This window comes from Bradyrhizobium sp. USDA 3650 (assembly GCF_054057395.1).
Genome location: NZ_JBSRZG010000001.1, coordinates 1,308,659 through 1,322,819 on the forward strand (window position 1 = coordinate 1,308,659; position 14,161 = coordinate 1,322,819).

The 14,161-nt window shown below is 61.3% G+C and carries 16 protein-coding genes; 10 read left to right on the plus strand and 6 right to left on the minus strand.

What is annotated here, in order from left to right; genetic code table 11:
- Positions 1–97: 97 nt before the first annotated feature.
- Positions 98–1,186 carry an AI-2E family transporter gene (locus ACVIN2_RS06465; RefSeq protein WP_456764938.1) on the minus strand — a complete coding sequence of 363 codons (1,089 nt, stop codon included), beginning with the start codon at positions 1,184–1,186 and terminating at the stop codon, positions 98–100.
- A 111-nt stretch (positions 1,187–1,297) separates the two neighbouring features.
- The gene (locus ACVIN2_RS06470) at positions 1,298–2,143 is read right to left on the minus strand and encodes an HD domain-containing protein (RefSeq protein WP_456764939.1); all 846 of its coding nucleotides are present in this window, start codon (positions 2,141–2,143) and stop codon (positions 1,298–1,300) included.
- Between the two features lie 542 nt (positions 2,144–2,685).
- Between ACVIN2_RS06470 and ACVIN2_RS06475 the strand changes: the two genes are divergently transcribed.
- The gene (locus ACVIN2_RS06475) at positions 2,686–2,940 is read left to right on the plus strand and encodes a hypothetical protein (protein ID WP_456764940.1); all 255 of its coding nucleotides are present in this window, start codon (positions 2,686–2,688) and stop codon (positions 2,938–2,940) included.
- Positions 2,941–3,255: 315 nt separating this feature from the next.
- Here the strand turns inward: ACVIN2_RS06475 and ACVIN2_RS06480 are convergent, their stop codons facing one another.
- The 3 genes from ACVIN2_RS06480 to ACVIN2_RS06490 form a co-directional block, all read right to left on the minus strand.
- Complete coding sequence (locus tag ACVIN2_RS06480; RefSeq protein WP_007592988.1) at positions 3,256–4,011, minus strand: outer membrane protein; 756 nt, start codon at positions 4,009–4,011, stop codon at positions 3,256–3,258.
- Between the two features lie 174 nt (positions 4,012–4,185).
- Positions 4,186–4,461 carry a hypothetical protein gene (locus tag ACVIN2_RS06485; RefSeq protein ID WP_456764941.1) on the minus strand — a complete coding sequence of 92 codons (276 nt, stop codon included), beginning with the start codon at positions 4,459–4,461 and terminating at the stop codon, positions 4,186–4,188.
- A gap of 445 nt (positions 4,462–4,906) precedes the next feature.
- Positions 4,907–5,341 carry a hypothetical protein gene (locus ACVIN2_RS06490; protein WP_456764942.1) on the minus strand — a complete coding sequence of 145 codons (435 nt, stop codon included), beginning with the start codon at positions 5,339–5,341 and terminating at the stop codon, positions 4,907–4,909.
- Positions 5,342–5,744: 403 nt separating this feature from the next.
- Here ACVIN2_RS06490 and ACVIN2_RS06495 point away from each other — a divergent pair, with 403 nt between their 5' ends.
- The 4 genes from ACVIN2_RS06495 (at position 5,745) to ACVIN2_RS06510 (ending at position 7,350) form a co-directional block, all read left to right on the plus strand.
- Positions 5,745–6,035 carry a hypothetical protein gene (locus tag ACVIN2_RS06495; protein WP_456764943.1) on the plus strand — a complete coding sequence of 97 codons (291 nt, stop codon included), beginning with the start codon at positions 5,745–5,747 and terminating at the stop codon, positions 6,033–6,035.
- Positions 6,036–6,315: 280 nt separating this feature from the next.
- Positions 6,316–6,642 carry a hypothetical protein gene (locus ACVIN2_RS06500; RefSeq protein WP_456764944.1) on the plus strand — a complete coding sequence of 109 codons (327 nt, stop codon included), beginning with the start codon at positions 6,316–6,318 and terminating at the stop codon, positions 6,640–6,642.
- Positions 6,643–6,733: 91 nt separating this feature from the next.
- Complete coding sequence (locus tag ACVIN2_RS06505) at positions 6,734–6,907, plus strand: hypothetical protein (RefSeq protein ID WP_456764945.1); 174 nt, start codon at positions 6,734–6,736, stop codon at positions 6,905–6,907.
- Positions 6,908–7,074: 167 nt separating this feature from the next.
- On the plus strand, positions 7,075–7,350 hold the full coding sequence (locus ACVIN2_RS06510) for a hypothetical protein (protein ID WP_456764946.1): 276 nt from the start codon (positions 7,075–7,077) through the stop codon (positions 7,348–7,350).
- 148 nt (positions 7,351–7,498) lie between these two features.
- On the opposite strand, the gene ACVIN2_RS06515 is transcribed toward ACVIN2_RS06510, so the two are convergent.
- Complete coding sequence (locus ACVIN2_RS06515; RefSeq protein ID WP_456764947.1) at positions 7,499–8,455, minus strand: MurR/RpiR family transcriptional regulator; 957 nt, start codon at positions 8,453–8,455, stop codon at positions 7,499–7,501.
- Between the two features lie 241 nt (positions 8,456–8,696).
- On the opposite strand from ACVIN2_RS06515, the gene ACVIN2_RS06520 reads away from it, so the two are divergent.
- The 5 genes from ACVIN2_RS06520 (at position 8,697) to ACVIN2_RS06540 (ending at position 14,060) form a co-directional block, all read left to right on the plus strand.
- The gene (locus ACVIN2_RS06520; protein ID WP_456764948.1) at positions 8,697–10,238 is read left to right on the plus strand and encodes an ABC transporter substrate-binding protein; all 1,542 of its coding nucleotides are present in this window, start codon (positions 8,697–8,699) and stop codon (positions 10,236–10,238) included.
- Between the two features lie 79 nt (positions 10,239–10,317).
- Positions 10,318–11,262 (plus strand): ABC transporter permease, encoded by a 945-nt coding sequence (locus ACVIN2_RS06525; protein ID WP_007608695.1) that lies wholly within the window; start codon positions 10,318–10,320, stop codon positions 11,260–11,262.
- Between the two features lie 84 nt (positions 11,263–11,346).
- Positions 11,347–12,120 (plus strand): ABC transporter permease, encoded by a 774-nt coding sequence (locus ACVIN2_RS06530; RefSeq protein WP_456764949.1) that lies wholly within the window; start codon positions 11,347–11,349, stop codon positions 12,118–12,120.
- Between the two features lie 3 nt (positions 12,121–12,123).
- Positions 12,124–13,098 carry an ABC transporter ATP-binding protein gene (locus ACVIN2_RS06535; RefSeq protein WP_456764950.1) on the plus strand — a complete coding sequence of 325 codons (975 nt, stop codon included), beginning with the start codon at positions 12,124–12,126 and terminating at the stop codon, positions 13,096–13,098.
- Positions 13,095–14,060, plus strand: coding sequence for an ABC transporter ATP-binding protein (locus ACVIN2_RS06540; protein ID WP_456764951.1), 966 nt, complete (start codon positions 13,095–13,097; stop codon positions 14,058–14,060). Before ACVIN2_RS06535 ends, ACVIN2_RS06540 begins: the two co-directional genes overlap by 4 nt.
- The last annotated feature ends 101 nt before the right edge of the window (positions 14,061–14,161 follow it).

Here is a 14,161-nt window from a genome sequence, read left to right on the forward strand (position 1 = left end):
CAGCAACGGCACCAGGCGGGCCAGACATTTCCACCACCACGTTTCGACCTCGTTATCGTATCGCTTTACCTGAAAGGCTCGGTCGAATTGATATGGGTCAACGCTCGATCGCCAGTTTCGCCGGCACAGCACGTTCGGTACGAATCCAGGCCACCGTCAGCTCCCAGACCACAGATAGAATGATAGGTCCGATGAAGAGGCCGATGATCCCATGGAAGAGGGTACCTCCGATCACCCCGATCAGGATCACGAGCGCTGGCGTGGTCAGGCCGCGGCCCATGACAAGGGGTTTCAGGATGTTGTCGAGCACCGATACGATCACGAAAAACACCGTCAGCAGGAGCGCAGTCGGAAATTCTTTGTCGGTCCAGATCCAGATAATGACCGGCAGGATGACGATGGCCCCGCCGATCTGCACGATCGACAGCAATAACACCACAAATGCCAGCAGCCCCGCGCTGGCGATGCCGGCCAGCTTGAAGCCGATACCCGCCAGCAATGCCTGGATGATAGCGACGCCGATCACGCCTTGAGCCACCGCACGGATCGTGGCACCTGCCAGGTCGAGAAAGTGCTCGCTCTGGTCCGGCACGACGCGCGACAGAAAGCTGCGCCCCGCAGCAACGAGCTGAGGTCCATACGGAAACAGCACCCCGGCCACAGCCACCGACAGCAGGAATTTGACCGTTCCCACCCCGGCATTGCCGGCAAATCCGAGCAAGGTCGCAGCGAATGGCTTCAGGTAGGGCACCACTGCGCGCAAGAGCGACCGGAGATTGGTCGTCGCTTGGTCCCAGAGATCGAAGAGCTGAGGGCCGATGACGGGCCAATCCTTGAGCGACTGCGGAGGCGAAGGCACATGCAGTTCGCCAGCCGTCACTTGGGCAGCAAGATCGGTGATCCCATCGACCGCGCCCATGCCCAGCCAGGTCGCGGGCCCGATCACCACAGCAAGATTGACGAGGGTGAGGATCGTCGCTGCAAGCTTCGGTCGGCCACCGAGAATGTCACTGAGGCGCCGAAACACCGGATTCAGCGCAGCGGCGAGCACGACACTCCAGGCCAATATGGGCACGAATGGGCGGACCAGGAGGAGCGCCCAGATCAGCAACAGCCCCAGCAATCCCAGCCGGATGAGAAGCTGGATGATCTCGTCTCCAGAGAATATCTGGCGGAGTGTTTTCACGGACGCGCCTTCAGCTCATGCCGCGCATGGTGAGGCGAACTAGCCCCTGCTCTCACGCCGCACGCTTGATCCAGATCAAGCGTCGAGCCTCTTCTAGGGCTGTGGTCCGGTCTAGGGCTGCGGTCCGGAGAGAGTCAGCTCACGCTCGGCCCGAAATACGTTGCCGTAGAGACTCGCTATCCATTGTCGGCCTCGAGACGTCACGTTGAGATAACGTATCGCCGGTTGGATCTGGGGAGCTACGTTACTCCAATAGAATTGTGGATATTTGTAAACGATGTCCGCTGGCGTCGCGTAGCCCAAGGTCTTATTGAGGCCGATCTCCTCGAACTCGTAGAACAGCGCGTTGGACTTCTTCAGATAGTTGGGATCGCCGAGCTGACCGATGAGATCGGCGGCCCGTAACAGCAATCCCTCCTCTTCAATGAGGCTGTCATTCGAAGACATCGTGTAAGGAAACCGGGTATATTCGATCGCCCGAGCGACCCGGTCGGCATCCACCTGCTCGACGGAATCCAGCCGTTCCAGCACGAACAGTTTCGACCGATCGACATGGTATGGCGCGAGAGCCGCATCGGACGATCCTCGCGTCAGACGAACCGTGTTGCCGGTGACGTCCGCGATGAACAGATCGTCCTCATCGCCCTGAACGACGCCGCGGACGTATCCGATGTCGTGGGCAAGGCACGCCAGAATGAAATTCGCATAGTCGTTTGCCGTGGTGGGCCGGAGCAGCGCGCGCCCCGTCAGGATATCGTGCCCGGCAAGGGTCACGAGCAACGTATGCTCGATGTTATGATAGAGAGCATCGCTGTTGCCGATGCACTCCATGGTGAGCTTGGCCGCGAACGGAAGCAGTTCGGTCAGACCGGCATGGGAGGCACCGAACCGGTCCTTGGTTTCCATCGTCAGAAACGCGCCCAGAGCTTGCGACACCAGTTCCGGAACTGTGATCATCAGGTCTCTCCGCTATGGTATTGTCGACGATGCAGATGAAGCCGTTGCGATTAATGTTCGCGATATTCGCAGGTTCTTCAAGCCCGCCGCGCTCTACGACCTAAGGACGATCCATCTGGTGCCGCGCCTCGGGCAAGCGGACCGGTAACCGGCCGGAGCCGCTCACGGCCTCCAATCTCGCTCGTTGATTCAAATCAAGGCCAAGCCGGTAACGACCGCAAACATTTCATGTGCACGGTCACGCCGCCGGCGCGACGGAATCCTTCCCTCGCCGGTCAATCGAGATTTCAACCAGGTGGAGGACATTATGAGGTTCATCAAAGGAGCATTTGCAGCAAGTCTTACTGTCGCGAGCGCCATGATTTCTGTGCCCGGGAGCGAAGCAGCGCCTTTGCCAACCAACGTCGGCGTGATGAGAGCCGCGCTCGATAGTGACGTGGTGAAAGTGCGCTATGGAGGCTGGGGTTATCGTGGCGGATGGGGTGGAGGCTACCGTGGAGCGGGATTGGGCTATCGTGGTTTGGGATATCGCGGCGCCGGATATGGCTACAGAGGTTACGGATACAGAGGCTACCGTGGCTGGGGCGCGGGCGCAGTGGTCGCGGGCGCCATCGTCGGTGGCGCAATCGCAAACTCCGGCTACTATGGTGCATATCCCATCCTACGGCGGCGTTTACTCCTCTTACGGCGGAGGATACGGCTATGACTATTGTCCGCCCAGTGCCTACAGCGCCTACGGTAGCTATGGCGGTTATGGCGGCTACTATGCAAGGCGGAGCTACTATTCGGGCTGGTAGATCTGCCTCGGATTTTCCTGAGCACGCGCTCTTGGTGCCCGGGCTCGTCTTCGCGAGCCCTGAAAGCGCCAACGCGGTCGTATACTGCCAATATGTGGACTAGCGCGCGCATTGCATCGCAAGACCGGGCGTCGTCGTGGGAGTGCGTCCCGTCGTACGCGCTGCCGCACGAGAAGCAGTGCGGTCCGGCACTCCGACCAACCGCGGCGGTCCGGTCGATCGCGCCGGCCGACGCTGACTGGTTTGCGCGATAAACCCATAAAAATGAGGGCCGGCATGACTGCCGGCCCCCTGAAGACATCAGGCCGGGAGAGTTCAGTACCTCGCGACGACCGGGTTGGCCCCTCCGAAGCGATAGTTGAAGCGCACGGTGAGCATATCCACGTCCTGGGTGATCCGGTCGTTTACAAAAGCGGCAAGGCGCGGATCGGCGGCCGTGAACGAATTATTCCGATGCCCCATGAACAGATGGTCGTATTCGAGCCCCACCGACCAGTTCGGGGTGAAGCCATACTCGTATCCGACACCAATGACACCACCCCAGCGGGTTGCGCTTTGCGCCGCGAGCTCGGCGCCGGACGCAGTATCAAGCACGCTGAGACGATTGTCTGTTACCGCAGCGCCGCCCTTCACGTAGAACAGTGACGCATTCCAGGCGTAGCCGATCTGGCCGGTGAAGAGGCCGATGGCGCTCGTTTTGGCGCGCGTGGAGAGCGCCGGATTGAACAGGCTGACGCGCTGGTTGCTGAGATCCGCCCAATCGCCCTGAGCCTCCAGACCAAACACCCACTGGCTGGCCTGCCAGCGATAACCGAGCTGGCCACCGATGACACCACCGGAACGATCGCGGCAGCCAGAGGCGACGGCGACTCCAGCCGCGTCAAGGAAATCCACGCAATTGTGGTTCTGCGCCCAGCCACCATTGCCGCCGATGTAGAACCCCGTCCAATTGTAGATCGGAATGATCGGTGCCGGTGGCGGCGCCTTTACGGCCATATCGGCAGCCATGGCGGTCCCCGCCGTGCACAGCGCCACCAGACCAACGGTTGCTAGTAGAAGTCTTTTCATCATGCTCTCTCCTTGCCGGCCGCTTTTGATTTGCTCGAACGGCGGCTTGTTGCACTGCGATCATCCCCCAACTTCCAGCTGAAACTCTACGGGCGAGAGCACCAACTCCACGTGCCATAATGGCAACACTCAAGACATTTCGAACGAGACTCGGCATGAAGCACCAAGACCTCCTGCCTATTTCTCAGGGTCGCGCTTGTCATCATGGCCGCCAACCTCGTCGCCTCGGTCTTGCTCTATCCAGGACGGAATGTCGCTCGAGGAAATCAGCCGTCGCGGCAAAAAGGGATTGAGCGTGCCTGCAAACACGATCAATCCCTCATTGAATTTCTCTCGCGCGAAAGCCCGCGCCTCGGCTTCGCTCTCGAATGTGCGTGTCTCCCGTGGACTTCGCCGCTTCGGCAAGGTCCCACGCTTCTGCACTTCGAATGTAACGTACCAGGTCTGCGGCATCCGCCAGCTTCCGGATCGCGATCAAGCAGACATCTGCCGGCGAACGATGATCGGTGAGAGCATGTTGACGTCCTAGTTGCGCCGCTCTTCACGGCGCTCCGTGCGCCCTGTACGCCTTTCCTGACGGCGTTCAGTCCGGCCCGTGCGCCGTTCCTGACGCCGCTCGTGGCGGGCTCCCCGCCTCTCCTGGCGTCGCTCCATGCCGATCGTCTGCGCCGGCGCTTCTGTTCCGAACAGCACCGTGCCGGATGCCGCCAATCCGAGTACAGCGGCCCATCCCAGCAATGAAAGAGCCCCGCGACGATCGATTCGTTCAGACCTTGACGTTTCACTCATGTCAGTTACTCCCGATCTTCAAGGACATTTGATTGGGCAATGCCTCGACGTGCACTCGTTGCTAGTATCGATGGCGGACGCCCCACTCCGAAGATGCGATCGGAGACGCTCACCAAACCTGGTTGCCAAACCAGCCGTACTGCGGCGGCCGCGCGACGAGCCGGATATTTTTTTCGATGTGCCTCCTCGCACTTTTGTTTTGACGCTGCGGCTTCACATCAGCCTTTGTCGACGGACGCGCTGGCGGTCGTTCGGCATCAAGCGGTCCTAGCTGAGCAAAGGCCTCGCGCACGCGCGTCTGTGGGAGGTCGGCGCCTGGCAAGGCACCAAGCTCGACCTTGGCGATGTCGGTTGCGACAATCGTGGGCAGGCTGGTGTCGAGAACGACCCGCTCGGGCAATTTCCAATCGGAATGGATGCGGATGGTGGCGGAGCGCGCAGCTCCACCGTGGATGGCAGGCCGATCCTGCACCAGGGCGTCCGCAACGAAGAGCATCGCAAGCAACGCACCGCCGACATAGAACAGATATCGCGAGATGGGCATTGTCGGCGCCATTGCCGCCGCAGATCTTCGTCTGGCAAGCAACGGGCCACGGCGGCAGGATTGGCGAAGAAATGCAACCTGCATGGGCATGGCTGCCTAAATCGAGCCGCCGTTGCTTCCGCCGCGGCGCGCCCTGGTGAAGCACTTGCTGATGCATGGGCCGCGCTTCACTGGTAAGCGCACGCACGCTGCAGCAGGCTAATGTTCACCGTGTTCGAATGCGGCGTCGCTTGAGCCAGATCAACGAATCGAATTTTCGCAACGCCGCCTCGCGTAGTATCGCGCGGCTTGGTCAGTGGCCGTGACATGCCCCTTGGTACAATGACCGGAAGGGCAATTGCGGAGATGTGGCACGCAACGCAGAATTCCCACTCGTACATCGAGCTTCTGGCAGGGAGGGCCGATGATGAGTCAATTCGAACTGAGTTCGCGCGCAGCACTTTGCCGGAGGCTTGCAAGGCAGGATCCGGCAAACCAAAGGGTCTGGATGGCCGAGGCAAGAAGCTGGTCACGCTTGGCGGCCGAGAGGCTTCATGATGAGCACCGATTGAAAGGTGGCATCACCGCCCGATTGTTCTTCGCGTTCACCAAATTGGTCGAGGCGCAACACGAGCCCGCGAACGAAACGGCAGAGATGATGAAGAGCGGATCAGGAGGCGTCATGCCGTCTCGGAGCTTGTCGCCGACTGCATGACGCATTCCAGCGAGAAGCGTTCGCACGATTGCATACTTGGCTCCAGTGTAGAGAGGGCCGAGATCCCACGTGACAGCTCGCTTCCGATGCGTTCCCGCGCGTTGCACTTATCGGACGTCACAGCGTCGTCGTCGAGATTCACCTAACTTGATTCGAACTTGACCCGGCAAAGTCGAAGACGAAGCAGATGCGATTTGTTGAATCCCTTGATCTAAAGCAAGCCGCCGCCCTGGTGCTGCGTTGGTGTTGTGACGTTGAAGTTCATTTTTGGAGAAGGTCCATGAAATCAACGAGCGCAAGGAAGATTGCCGTTGCCGCCCTCGTATGCGGAACGACGTTGGCCATCGGCTGGAACGACCAAGACGGAATTTCGCTGGGGCTCGACAAGGCGCAAGCGGCGACGAGGTTGTACGTCACTCCTTATAATCGCGGACACTATTACACTAACGAGAGTCTGCCCTGGTACGCCGTGCGAGCCTATTACTTCGGCGGACCGTGGAGCTACGGCTATAGCGGCTGGACCGATTATGCGGCACGCAACGGCATCGGTTGCGTCCCAGGCTCGTTGGTGAAGGGCGGCGATGGCATCATGTACGTGTGCCAATAGAGCTTCATGATGGCGTGATGGGCGGCGCGCATTAAGCCGCCTGTCGCGCTAATCTGCGCTCAGGAGATCGACGGCTGAGGGGGAGGATACCGTGACCTATGTTCTGGTCGTCATCAGCTGGCTCGGCGTCGCGAATGGCGCCGTCATATCGACACAAGAATTTTCAAGCGCAGAGCGTTGCGAAGCAGCCCGGACGGCGCTGATTGAATACGCGAAAGCGCGCAGCAGCGACGAGACACTGAGGCCGCTCTGCATACAGAAGTAAAAACGAGGCGAAATGGGTGACGCATGTACCCGAACCCGACTGAATCGCTCTGGTGGTTCGCCTTCGCTTAACAGATTCACGATTTCGACGGTTCCTTGATCTTGATCAATGGTCCGAGCGCCAGTCCATGGAGCGATCCAAATTCACTCTCACAGGCGGAGACTATCATGAAGCGTGGCTTGGTCACAAAACTATCACTCGCGGTTGCCGTGGTAGCCCTCGGAGTGTCCGGCTCGATCGACTGGTCGGCGGAGGAAGGCCTTTCGCTCTCGCTCGGCCGGGCTGAAGCACGAGTCGGGCGGCCCTTGACACCCGTATCAGTCGCCGGCGTAGCACGGCGCACCACCAGGCGCGCGGTCGTCGGCGGCGCGGCAGTCGGTGCAGCCGCTGTCGGTACCGGATGTGTCCGCGTTCTGGTCAATGGCAGCTACGTCTGCCGCTGATAGCCCTCGTTGCCGGCTCCGAACATCGCATCCTGCCAGATAATTTTTTTCGGCAGGATGTGCGGTTCAGGTTTGGGAGCGCGATTGGCGTTGCCACATGCGAGCGGCGATGCACCGAACAAATCCTCGTCGGGCCACTGTAGATTTTTCAGTCTCCCAGCGGCCCTTTGGCGTCCCCGTCGCTTCCCTTCAGCAACTCGTATTTGATCCGCCGCATGCGTGCCTGGGCTTCGAGCGGCTTGCAATAGGCGGTTGACGCTGCGAGCAGATCGATGGTGGCGAGAAATGCATAGCGCGACGCCGTCGGCTTAAGCGCGTCTGGCGCTTCTGGCACGTGCACGCCAAGCGCAATATCGGCGATCGAGGCCAGCCTGCTTTGCGGCTTGGTAATTGCGACGACCAAGGCGCCGTATTGCTTGGCGATACTGGCTGCCTCGATCACCGCATTCGCTGCACCGGTGGTCGAGATAGCAACGACGACGTCATCCCGCCCGAAAGTCGCGGCGATCATGCGCATCAAGCTCGGATCGGAGGCATGCGAGACGGCGATCCCAAGACGAAAGAACCGGTTCTGAACTTCCGCCGCCGCAAGAGTGGAACCGCCCCCCACCCCGAACGCTGCAAGCTTCGAACAGCGGGAGATAGCTTCGGCAGCCCTCTCGATGTCCTCCTTGCGAAGCCCTTCCTCGGCGGCGGCAATTGCACGACGAATTTCCTGAAACACCGACCGCCAGAGCGCGGGGCGCGCCAGATCGGTCCCGACATGCGGGGGAGGCTCAACGTAAATCCGCCCAACCGCCATTGCTTGAGCCAGCCTCACCTTGAGGTCGCGGACGCCCCGGCAACCGACGGAGCGGCTGAACCGGGTTACTGTCGGCTCGCTGACGCGCGCCCGACGGGCCAACTCGGAATTGCTGGCGTGAACGGCAAATTCCATATCGGCCAGCAGCACCGTGGCAACGCGCTGCTCGGACGGGCTGAGGCTTGGAGCGCTCTGCCTGATGAGGGAGATGATGTCGCCGGCCACGACATTGTCGTCGCCCGACCGCTTCGAGATCGCTGCACCAACGGCTCTCGCCGGATGATTTCGCTTTGCACGCGCCATTGCCCGCCCTTCCCCAGGTCAGATCAACCTGCGCTCTTGGCAAGAAGCTGCCGTAAGAAACCTTCAGCATCGACCAAACGTATATCGGCCCGCCCCATCAAGAACAGCATTTTCCGCTTGATAATTGCTAAATTGTGTATGTAACTTTCAAACAAGCAATAGCGTGCCGTCAGCCCAAGCAGCTGAAAGGCACATCCCCTGCTCCGGGAAGCAGGCGGTTCAACAAGGCGGGAGGGCGATCATGAGATACGGTCCAAGTGTCTTGATGCGTGGCGTCGTGGGGCTGGTTACCGCGTCATTCTTGTTTGCGCAGGCCAATGCCGCCACCCTGCTGCGCGAAGCCACCATCGGAGAACCACCGCCGCTCGACGTCATGCTGACGACAGCCGACGTCGCATCGGTCATCGGCCGCCACATCTTCGAGACCCTGTATGCGCTGGACTCGACCTATACGCCGCGTCCGATGCTGGCCGAGAGCGATCGCACGGAAGACGGCGGTCGGACCATCGTCATTAAGCTCCGCCAAGGTGTCCTTTTCCACAACGGCAAGGAGATGACCGCCAAGGACGTGGCCGCCTCGATGACGCGATGGGGCAGTTTCGGTGCGCGCGGCAAGCTCCTGATGGCGGCGGCTACGTCGGTCGAGGCGACTGGACAGTATGAAGTCACGCTGAAATTGTCCGCGCCGAACGGCGCATGGAAGGCTCTCATTGCGGACGTCAATGGCGGTCTTGCGATCTATCCGGAAGACATAGCCGCCAAAGCGGGGAACCGGCCGATCGAGCAAAAGGACTATATCGGCACCGGGCCTTACAAGTTCGTGGAGTGGCGGCCGAACCGCTATGTCGAGGTGGAGAGGTTCGACGGCTACAAGCCGGTGAAGGAAAAGGGCGACGGCTTCGCCGGCGCCCGCGTTGCGAGCTTCGACAAGATCCGGTTCATTCCGGTGCCCGACGTCGGCACGCGCGTAAGCGGCGTGCAGGCGGGCGACTACGACTATGCGGAAATGATCTCCGGTGATCTGTACGAGTCCCTGAGCAAAGATCCATCGGTCCAGGTGCAGCGTACCAACGCGCCGATCTTCGGCCTTTTCTTCATGAACTCGAAGCAGGGGATTCTGAAGGACAACTACAAGCTCCGCCGCGCCATCCAGACCGCGTTAGACAAGTCGCAGGCGCTGCGCGTCGCCTTCGGTCCCAAGGACCTGTGGAATGCCGAAGGATCGATCTTTCCCAACGGCACACCCTGGTACTCGACGGAAGGCGCCTCAAATTATAGTGCGCACGACCCGAAGAAGGCCAAGGAGCTCGCAAAGGAGGCGGACTACACGGGGACGCCGATCCGCCTGCTGGTCTCGACGAACTACCAGGCACACTATGACGAAGCCTCCGTCTTCACCCGCCAGCTGGCCGACGCCGGCATCAATGTTCAGATGATGGTCGTCGATTGGGCGACCCTTCTGAAGATGCGCGGCCAGCCGGAACAATGGGACATCTTCGTCACCCACCATTCCTTCGCCCCCGACCCGCTGCTGCTCACGTTCCTGAATGCGAGCTATCCCGGCTGGTGGGACAGCCCCGAGATCGGCTCGCTTCGGGCCGAGTTGATCAACACGACCGATCCAGCTGCGCGGAAGACGACTTGGGGCAAGATCCAGTCGCTGATCTATGAGCAGGTACCGGTGATGAAAGTGGGCGACGCCTACACCTATGACATTGCTTCTCCCAAGCTCAAGGGGCTCAACCCAAACGGTCCCGTGTTCTGGAATGTGTCGACGAAATAAGGACGGGCAATGAGGCCGCGAGGACTGTCGAGCGCCGGCGCCGGCGCGCATCGTTGCCGCTGATCAGGCGCGCAATCACATGTGGTCTTACGCATTCAAGCGCGCAGGAACGACGGCGGTGACGCTGCTGGCAGCGTCCATCATCATCTTCGCGTTCATCCATATCGTGCCGGGTGACCCGATTTATGTTCTGCTCGGTGACACCGCGACCCCCGACCAGATCGACGCCTTGCGACACCAACTCGGTCTCGACCAACCGATCATCCTGCAATATCTCACTTGGGCCGGCCATGTGCTCGAGGGCGACCTCGGGCGGTCGATCTTCTTCCAGGCGCCCGTCCTGTCGGTGATTGCCGATGGCGCCGAGACCAGCACCTTGCTCGCCACCATGACGATGATCTGGGTTGCGGTCATCGGGGTGCCGATCGGCATGATTGCGGCGGTCCGGCACGGCACGTGGCTCGATCAGGGATTGTCCGGCGGGGCGATGCTGATGGCCTCGATACCCACGTTCTGGGTCGGGCTCTATCTGATCCTGATCTTTGCCGCATGGCTCGGTTGGTTTCCGAGCTCCGGTTATCCGTCGATCTTCGAAGGTGGTGTCGTCAATCTCCGCTATCTCGTCCTCCCCAGCCTGGCGCTTGCGGCTCCGAATGCCGCTTTGATCCTGCGGCTGACGCGCGCCAGCATGCTCGACGTCTCCCGGGAGGACTATGTACGCACGGCGCGTGCAAAGGGAATCCGGCCGTGGCAGGTCGTGCGCCGCCACATCTGGCGTAATGCACTCCTGGCAGTCGTGTCCGCATTCGGCTTCACTTTCGCCGCACTACTGTCCGAAGCGGTGGTGACCGAAACCGTGTTTGCCCTGCCCGGCATCGGCCGCCTCGTCGTTCAGTCAATCCTTCGTCGAGATTACCCTGTGATCCAGGGCGTCATCCTGGTCATCGTGGTAGTCTATCTCCTGATCAATCTGATCGTCGATCTGAGCTATCGTCTGCTCGATCCGCGGGTCGAACTCCAATGAGCAGCAACAGCGTGACCTTGTGGCTCAAGCCGTTCCTCGCCCCGCCCGATCGCGCTGGCCGGGCTCGGGGTCCTTCTGGCGACTGTGCTCGCCGCGGTCTTCGCACCCTGGCTGTCGCCTTACGATCCGTATGCCATCGATCCCCTGATCCGCCTGACGCCCCCGAACGTGACCCACTGGTTCGGCACCGACCAATTCGGCCGGGATACCCTGTCGCGCACCATTCATTCAGCACGCATGGCACTTCTGATCGGCTCCGGCGTGGTGGTCTTCGCTCTCGCGACCGGCGTTCCGGCCGGCGTACTTTCCGCTCTGTTCCCGCGGCTGGGTCACCTGCTGATGCGCATGGTCGACGTGCTGATGGCCTTCCCGACTCTGCTTCTCGCACTTGGCCTGATTGTCATCTTGAGCCCGAGTGTGGCCACCGTCATCCTGGCCATCGGGATCGGCTACATGACGACGACGACCCGGATCGTGTACGGACTGACACTGCGGTTGCGCGCGGAGACCTATGCCGAGGCGTCCCGCAGCATGGGCGCCGGAGCGGCATGGCTCATCAGTCGGCACATCTTGCCGAACCTGGTCTCACCACTTCTCGTGCAGGCCAGCTTCGTCTTCGCGTTCGCGCAGCTCGGCGCGGCTTCACTCGACTTCCTGGGCCTCGGCGCCCCGCCGGACATTCCGAGCTGGGGCAATATGCTGGCGGAATCGCGGACCTTCATCACCCGCGCTCCGTGGCTGCTCTTCTTCCCCGGCATGATGATCGTGGTGACGGCCTTTTCTCTGAACCTGGTCGGCGATGCATTGCGAGATCGACTCGATCCGAGGTTCCGTCAAGTCTTCGGTGAGAAGGGTTAGGCTGTGCTGACAGTTTGCGACCTTACGGTGTCAGTGGGGCCGGAAACCGCGCCGGTCGACATCGTCGCGGGCCTGTCCTTCGGCTTGGCCAAGGGCGAGATCCTCGGTCTCGTCGGCGAGTCCGGTTGTGGAAAGAGCATGACCTCGCTTGCGATCATGGGATTGCTGCCGCAGCCCGGTCCCCGGGTCCGGGCCGGGCGGGTCCTGTTGGAGGGCTGCGACGTAACGCAGTTGCAGCCCTGGCAACGTGTCGAAGTCGGCCACGGCCGCATGGCAATGATCTTTCAGGAGCCGATGACCTCACTCAACCCGGTTCGTCGGATCGGCGATCAGATCGCGGAAGCCGTGCGCGTGCATGAGGGAATTTCGGGCGCGGCGGCTCTCTCCCGTGCGCGTGAACTGCTCGAGCTGGTGCGTATGCCCGACCCCAAAATGCAGCTGTCCGCGTATCCGCATCAGTTGTCCGGAGGCCAACGCCAGCGGGTCATGATCGCGATTGCGCTGGCCTGCAGGCCACAGGTGCTGGTCGCCGATGAACCGACCACCGCGCTGGATGTCACCATACAGGTTCAGATTCTCGGGCTCTTGCGCGAGCTCTGCAATCGGCTGGATATGGCGATATTGTTCATCACCCATGACATGGGAGTCATTGCGCAGCTCGCCGATCGTGTCGCTGTCATGTACGCCGGCCGGATCGTGGAAACCGCTTCAGTCGATGCCCTGTTCGGCGCACCCCGTCATCATTACACCCGCGGACTGATGGATTGCATGCCGTCGCGAAATTCCGGCGCGCGCCGGCTGCCTACAATTTCTGGTCAGCCGCCGCTGCCAGGTTCGGTCGCTGCTGGCTGCGTGTTTGCCTTGCGGTGCGCAGCGGTGCGCGATGAGTGCCGCGTGGCGACCCCGCCTCGCCTGGAGGCCTCCCAAGGGCACGAGGTGCTCTGTGCATTTCCGCTTGCCCGCGGGGAGCTGCCATGAGCGGCAATGCCATCCTCGACGTCCGGGACATGATGGTTTCGTTCAGTGCCAGGCGAGCCGGTCGGAAATACCGGGTGCAGGCGGTGGACGGTGTATCGCTATCGCTGGCCGAAGGCGAGGTCCTCGGGATTGTCGGCGAGTCCGGCTGCGGCAAGACCACGCTGGGCCGCACCCTCGTCGGGCTGGTCCAGCCCGACAGCGGCAACATCAAATTGAAGGGAACCGAATTGATCGGAGCCGGCGGCTCCGGCCTCCGTGAGAAGCGTCTGAGCGTCCGAATGGTCTTCCAGGATCCCAATGCATCGCTCAACCCGCGGCGCACAATTGGAGATTCGGTGGCGGAGGCGGCCGACATCAGTGGCTTCTTCAAGAACCGCGCCGAGCGCAGCGCGGCCATAGCTGCCACCTTGACGGCCGTCGGGTTGAACCCGTCTTTCGCCGCTCGCTATCCCTACGAGCTGAGTGGCGGGCAGCGGCAGCGGGTCGGAATCGCACGCGCCATTCTTCCCACCCCGTCCATCATCGTCGCCGACGAGCCGGTCTCGGCCCTCGACGTTTCCGTGCAGGCCCAAGTGCTCAATCTGATGATGGATCTGCGTGACCAATTGAGACTGTCGATGCTCTTCATCTCGCACGACCTTGGCGTGATTGGACAGATCACCAGCCGCGTTGCTGTCATGTATATGGGCCGGATCGTGGAGCAGGCCGGGACGCGGACGGTGCTGGATCATCCGCTCCACCCCTATACGCGCGCGTTGGTGGCGGCAATTCCGAAGCCCGATCCATCGAAACGGATCCTGGGCGCAATCGAAATGGGTGAACCGCCAAGCCTCTTCACGCGGCCGCGCGGCTGTGCCTATGCGCCCCGCTGTCCAATGGCCAGCGATCGCTGTCTCGTCGATGTGCCACAACTTCGATCTGTCGGTGCAGACGGTCGGACGATCGCCTGCCACAACGTATAAGCAGCGAGTGCCGCGCGCGGCGAAATCACGCAACGCCTACGATTGATTTCCCCTCTATTCGAGCGATCCCATTCACGCAGTCGCAACCGCCATGCGGCTGG

Bases quoted from the DNA above. Each gene is read 5' to 3' on its own strand.
- ACVIN2_RS06470 (WP_456764939.1), bottom strand. From the start codon at position 2,143: ATGATCACAGTTCCGGAACTGGTGTCGCAAGCTCTGGGCGCGTTTCTG.
- ACVIN2_RS06475 (WP_456764940.1), top strand. From the start codon at position 2,686: ATGGCTACAGAGGTTACGGATACAGAGGCTACCGTGGCTGGGGCGCGG.
- ACVIN2_RS06480 (WP_007592988.1), bottom strand. From the start codon at position 4,011: ATGATGAAAAGACTTCTACTAGCAACCGTTGGTCTGGTGGCGCTGTGC.
- ACVIN2_RS06485 (WP_456764941.1), bottom strand. From the start codon at position 4,461: ATGCCGCAGACCTGGTACGTTACATTCGAAGTGCAGAAGCGTGGGACC.
- ACVIN2_RS06490 (WP_456764942.1), bottom strand. From the start codon at position 5,341: ATGCCCATCTCGCGATATCTGTTCTATGTCGGCGGTGCGTTGCTTGCG.
- ACVIN2_RS06495 (WP_456764943.1), top strand. From the start codon at position 5,745: ATGATGAGTCAATTCGAACTGAGTTCGCGCGCAGCACTTTGCCGGAGG.
- ACVIN2_RS06500 (WP_456764944.1), top strand. From the start codon at position 6,316: ATGAAATCAACGAGCGCAAGGAAGATTGCCGTTGCCGCCCTCGTATGC.
- ACVIN2_RS06510 (WP_456764946.1), top strand. From the start codon at position 7,075: ATGAAGCGTGGCTTGGTCACAAAACTATCACTCGCGGTTGCCGTGGTA.
- ACVIN2_RS06515 (WP_456764947.1), bottom strand. From the start codon at position 8,455: ATGGCGCGTGCAAAGCGAAATCATCCGGCGAGAGCCGTTGGTGCAGCG.
- ACVIN2_RS06520 (WP_456764948.1), top strand. From the start codon at position 8,697: ATGAGATACGGTCCAAGTGTCTTGATGCGTGGCGTCGTGGGGCTGGTT.
- ACVIN2_RS06525 (WP_007608695.1), top strand. From the start codon at position 10,318: ATGTGGTCTTACGCATTCAAGCGCGCAGGAACGACGGCGGTGACGCTG.
- ACVIN2_RS06540 (WP_456764951.1), top strand. From the start codon at position 13,095: ATGAGCGGCAATGCCATCCTCGACGTCCGGGACATGATGGTTTCGTTC.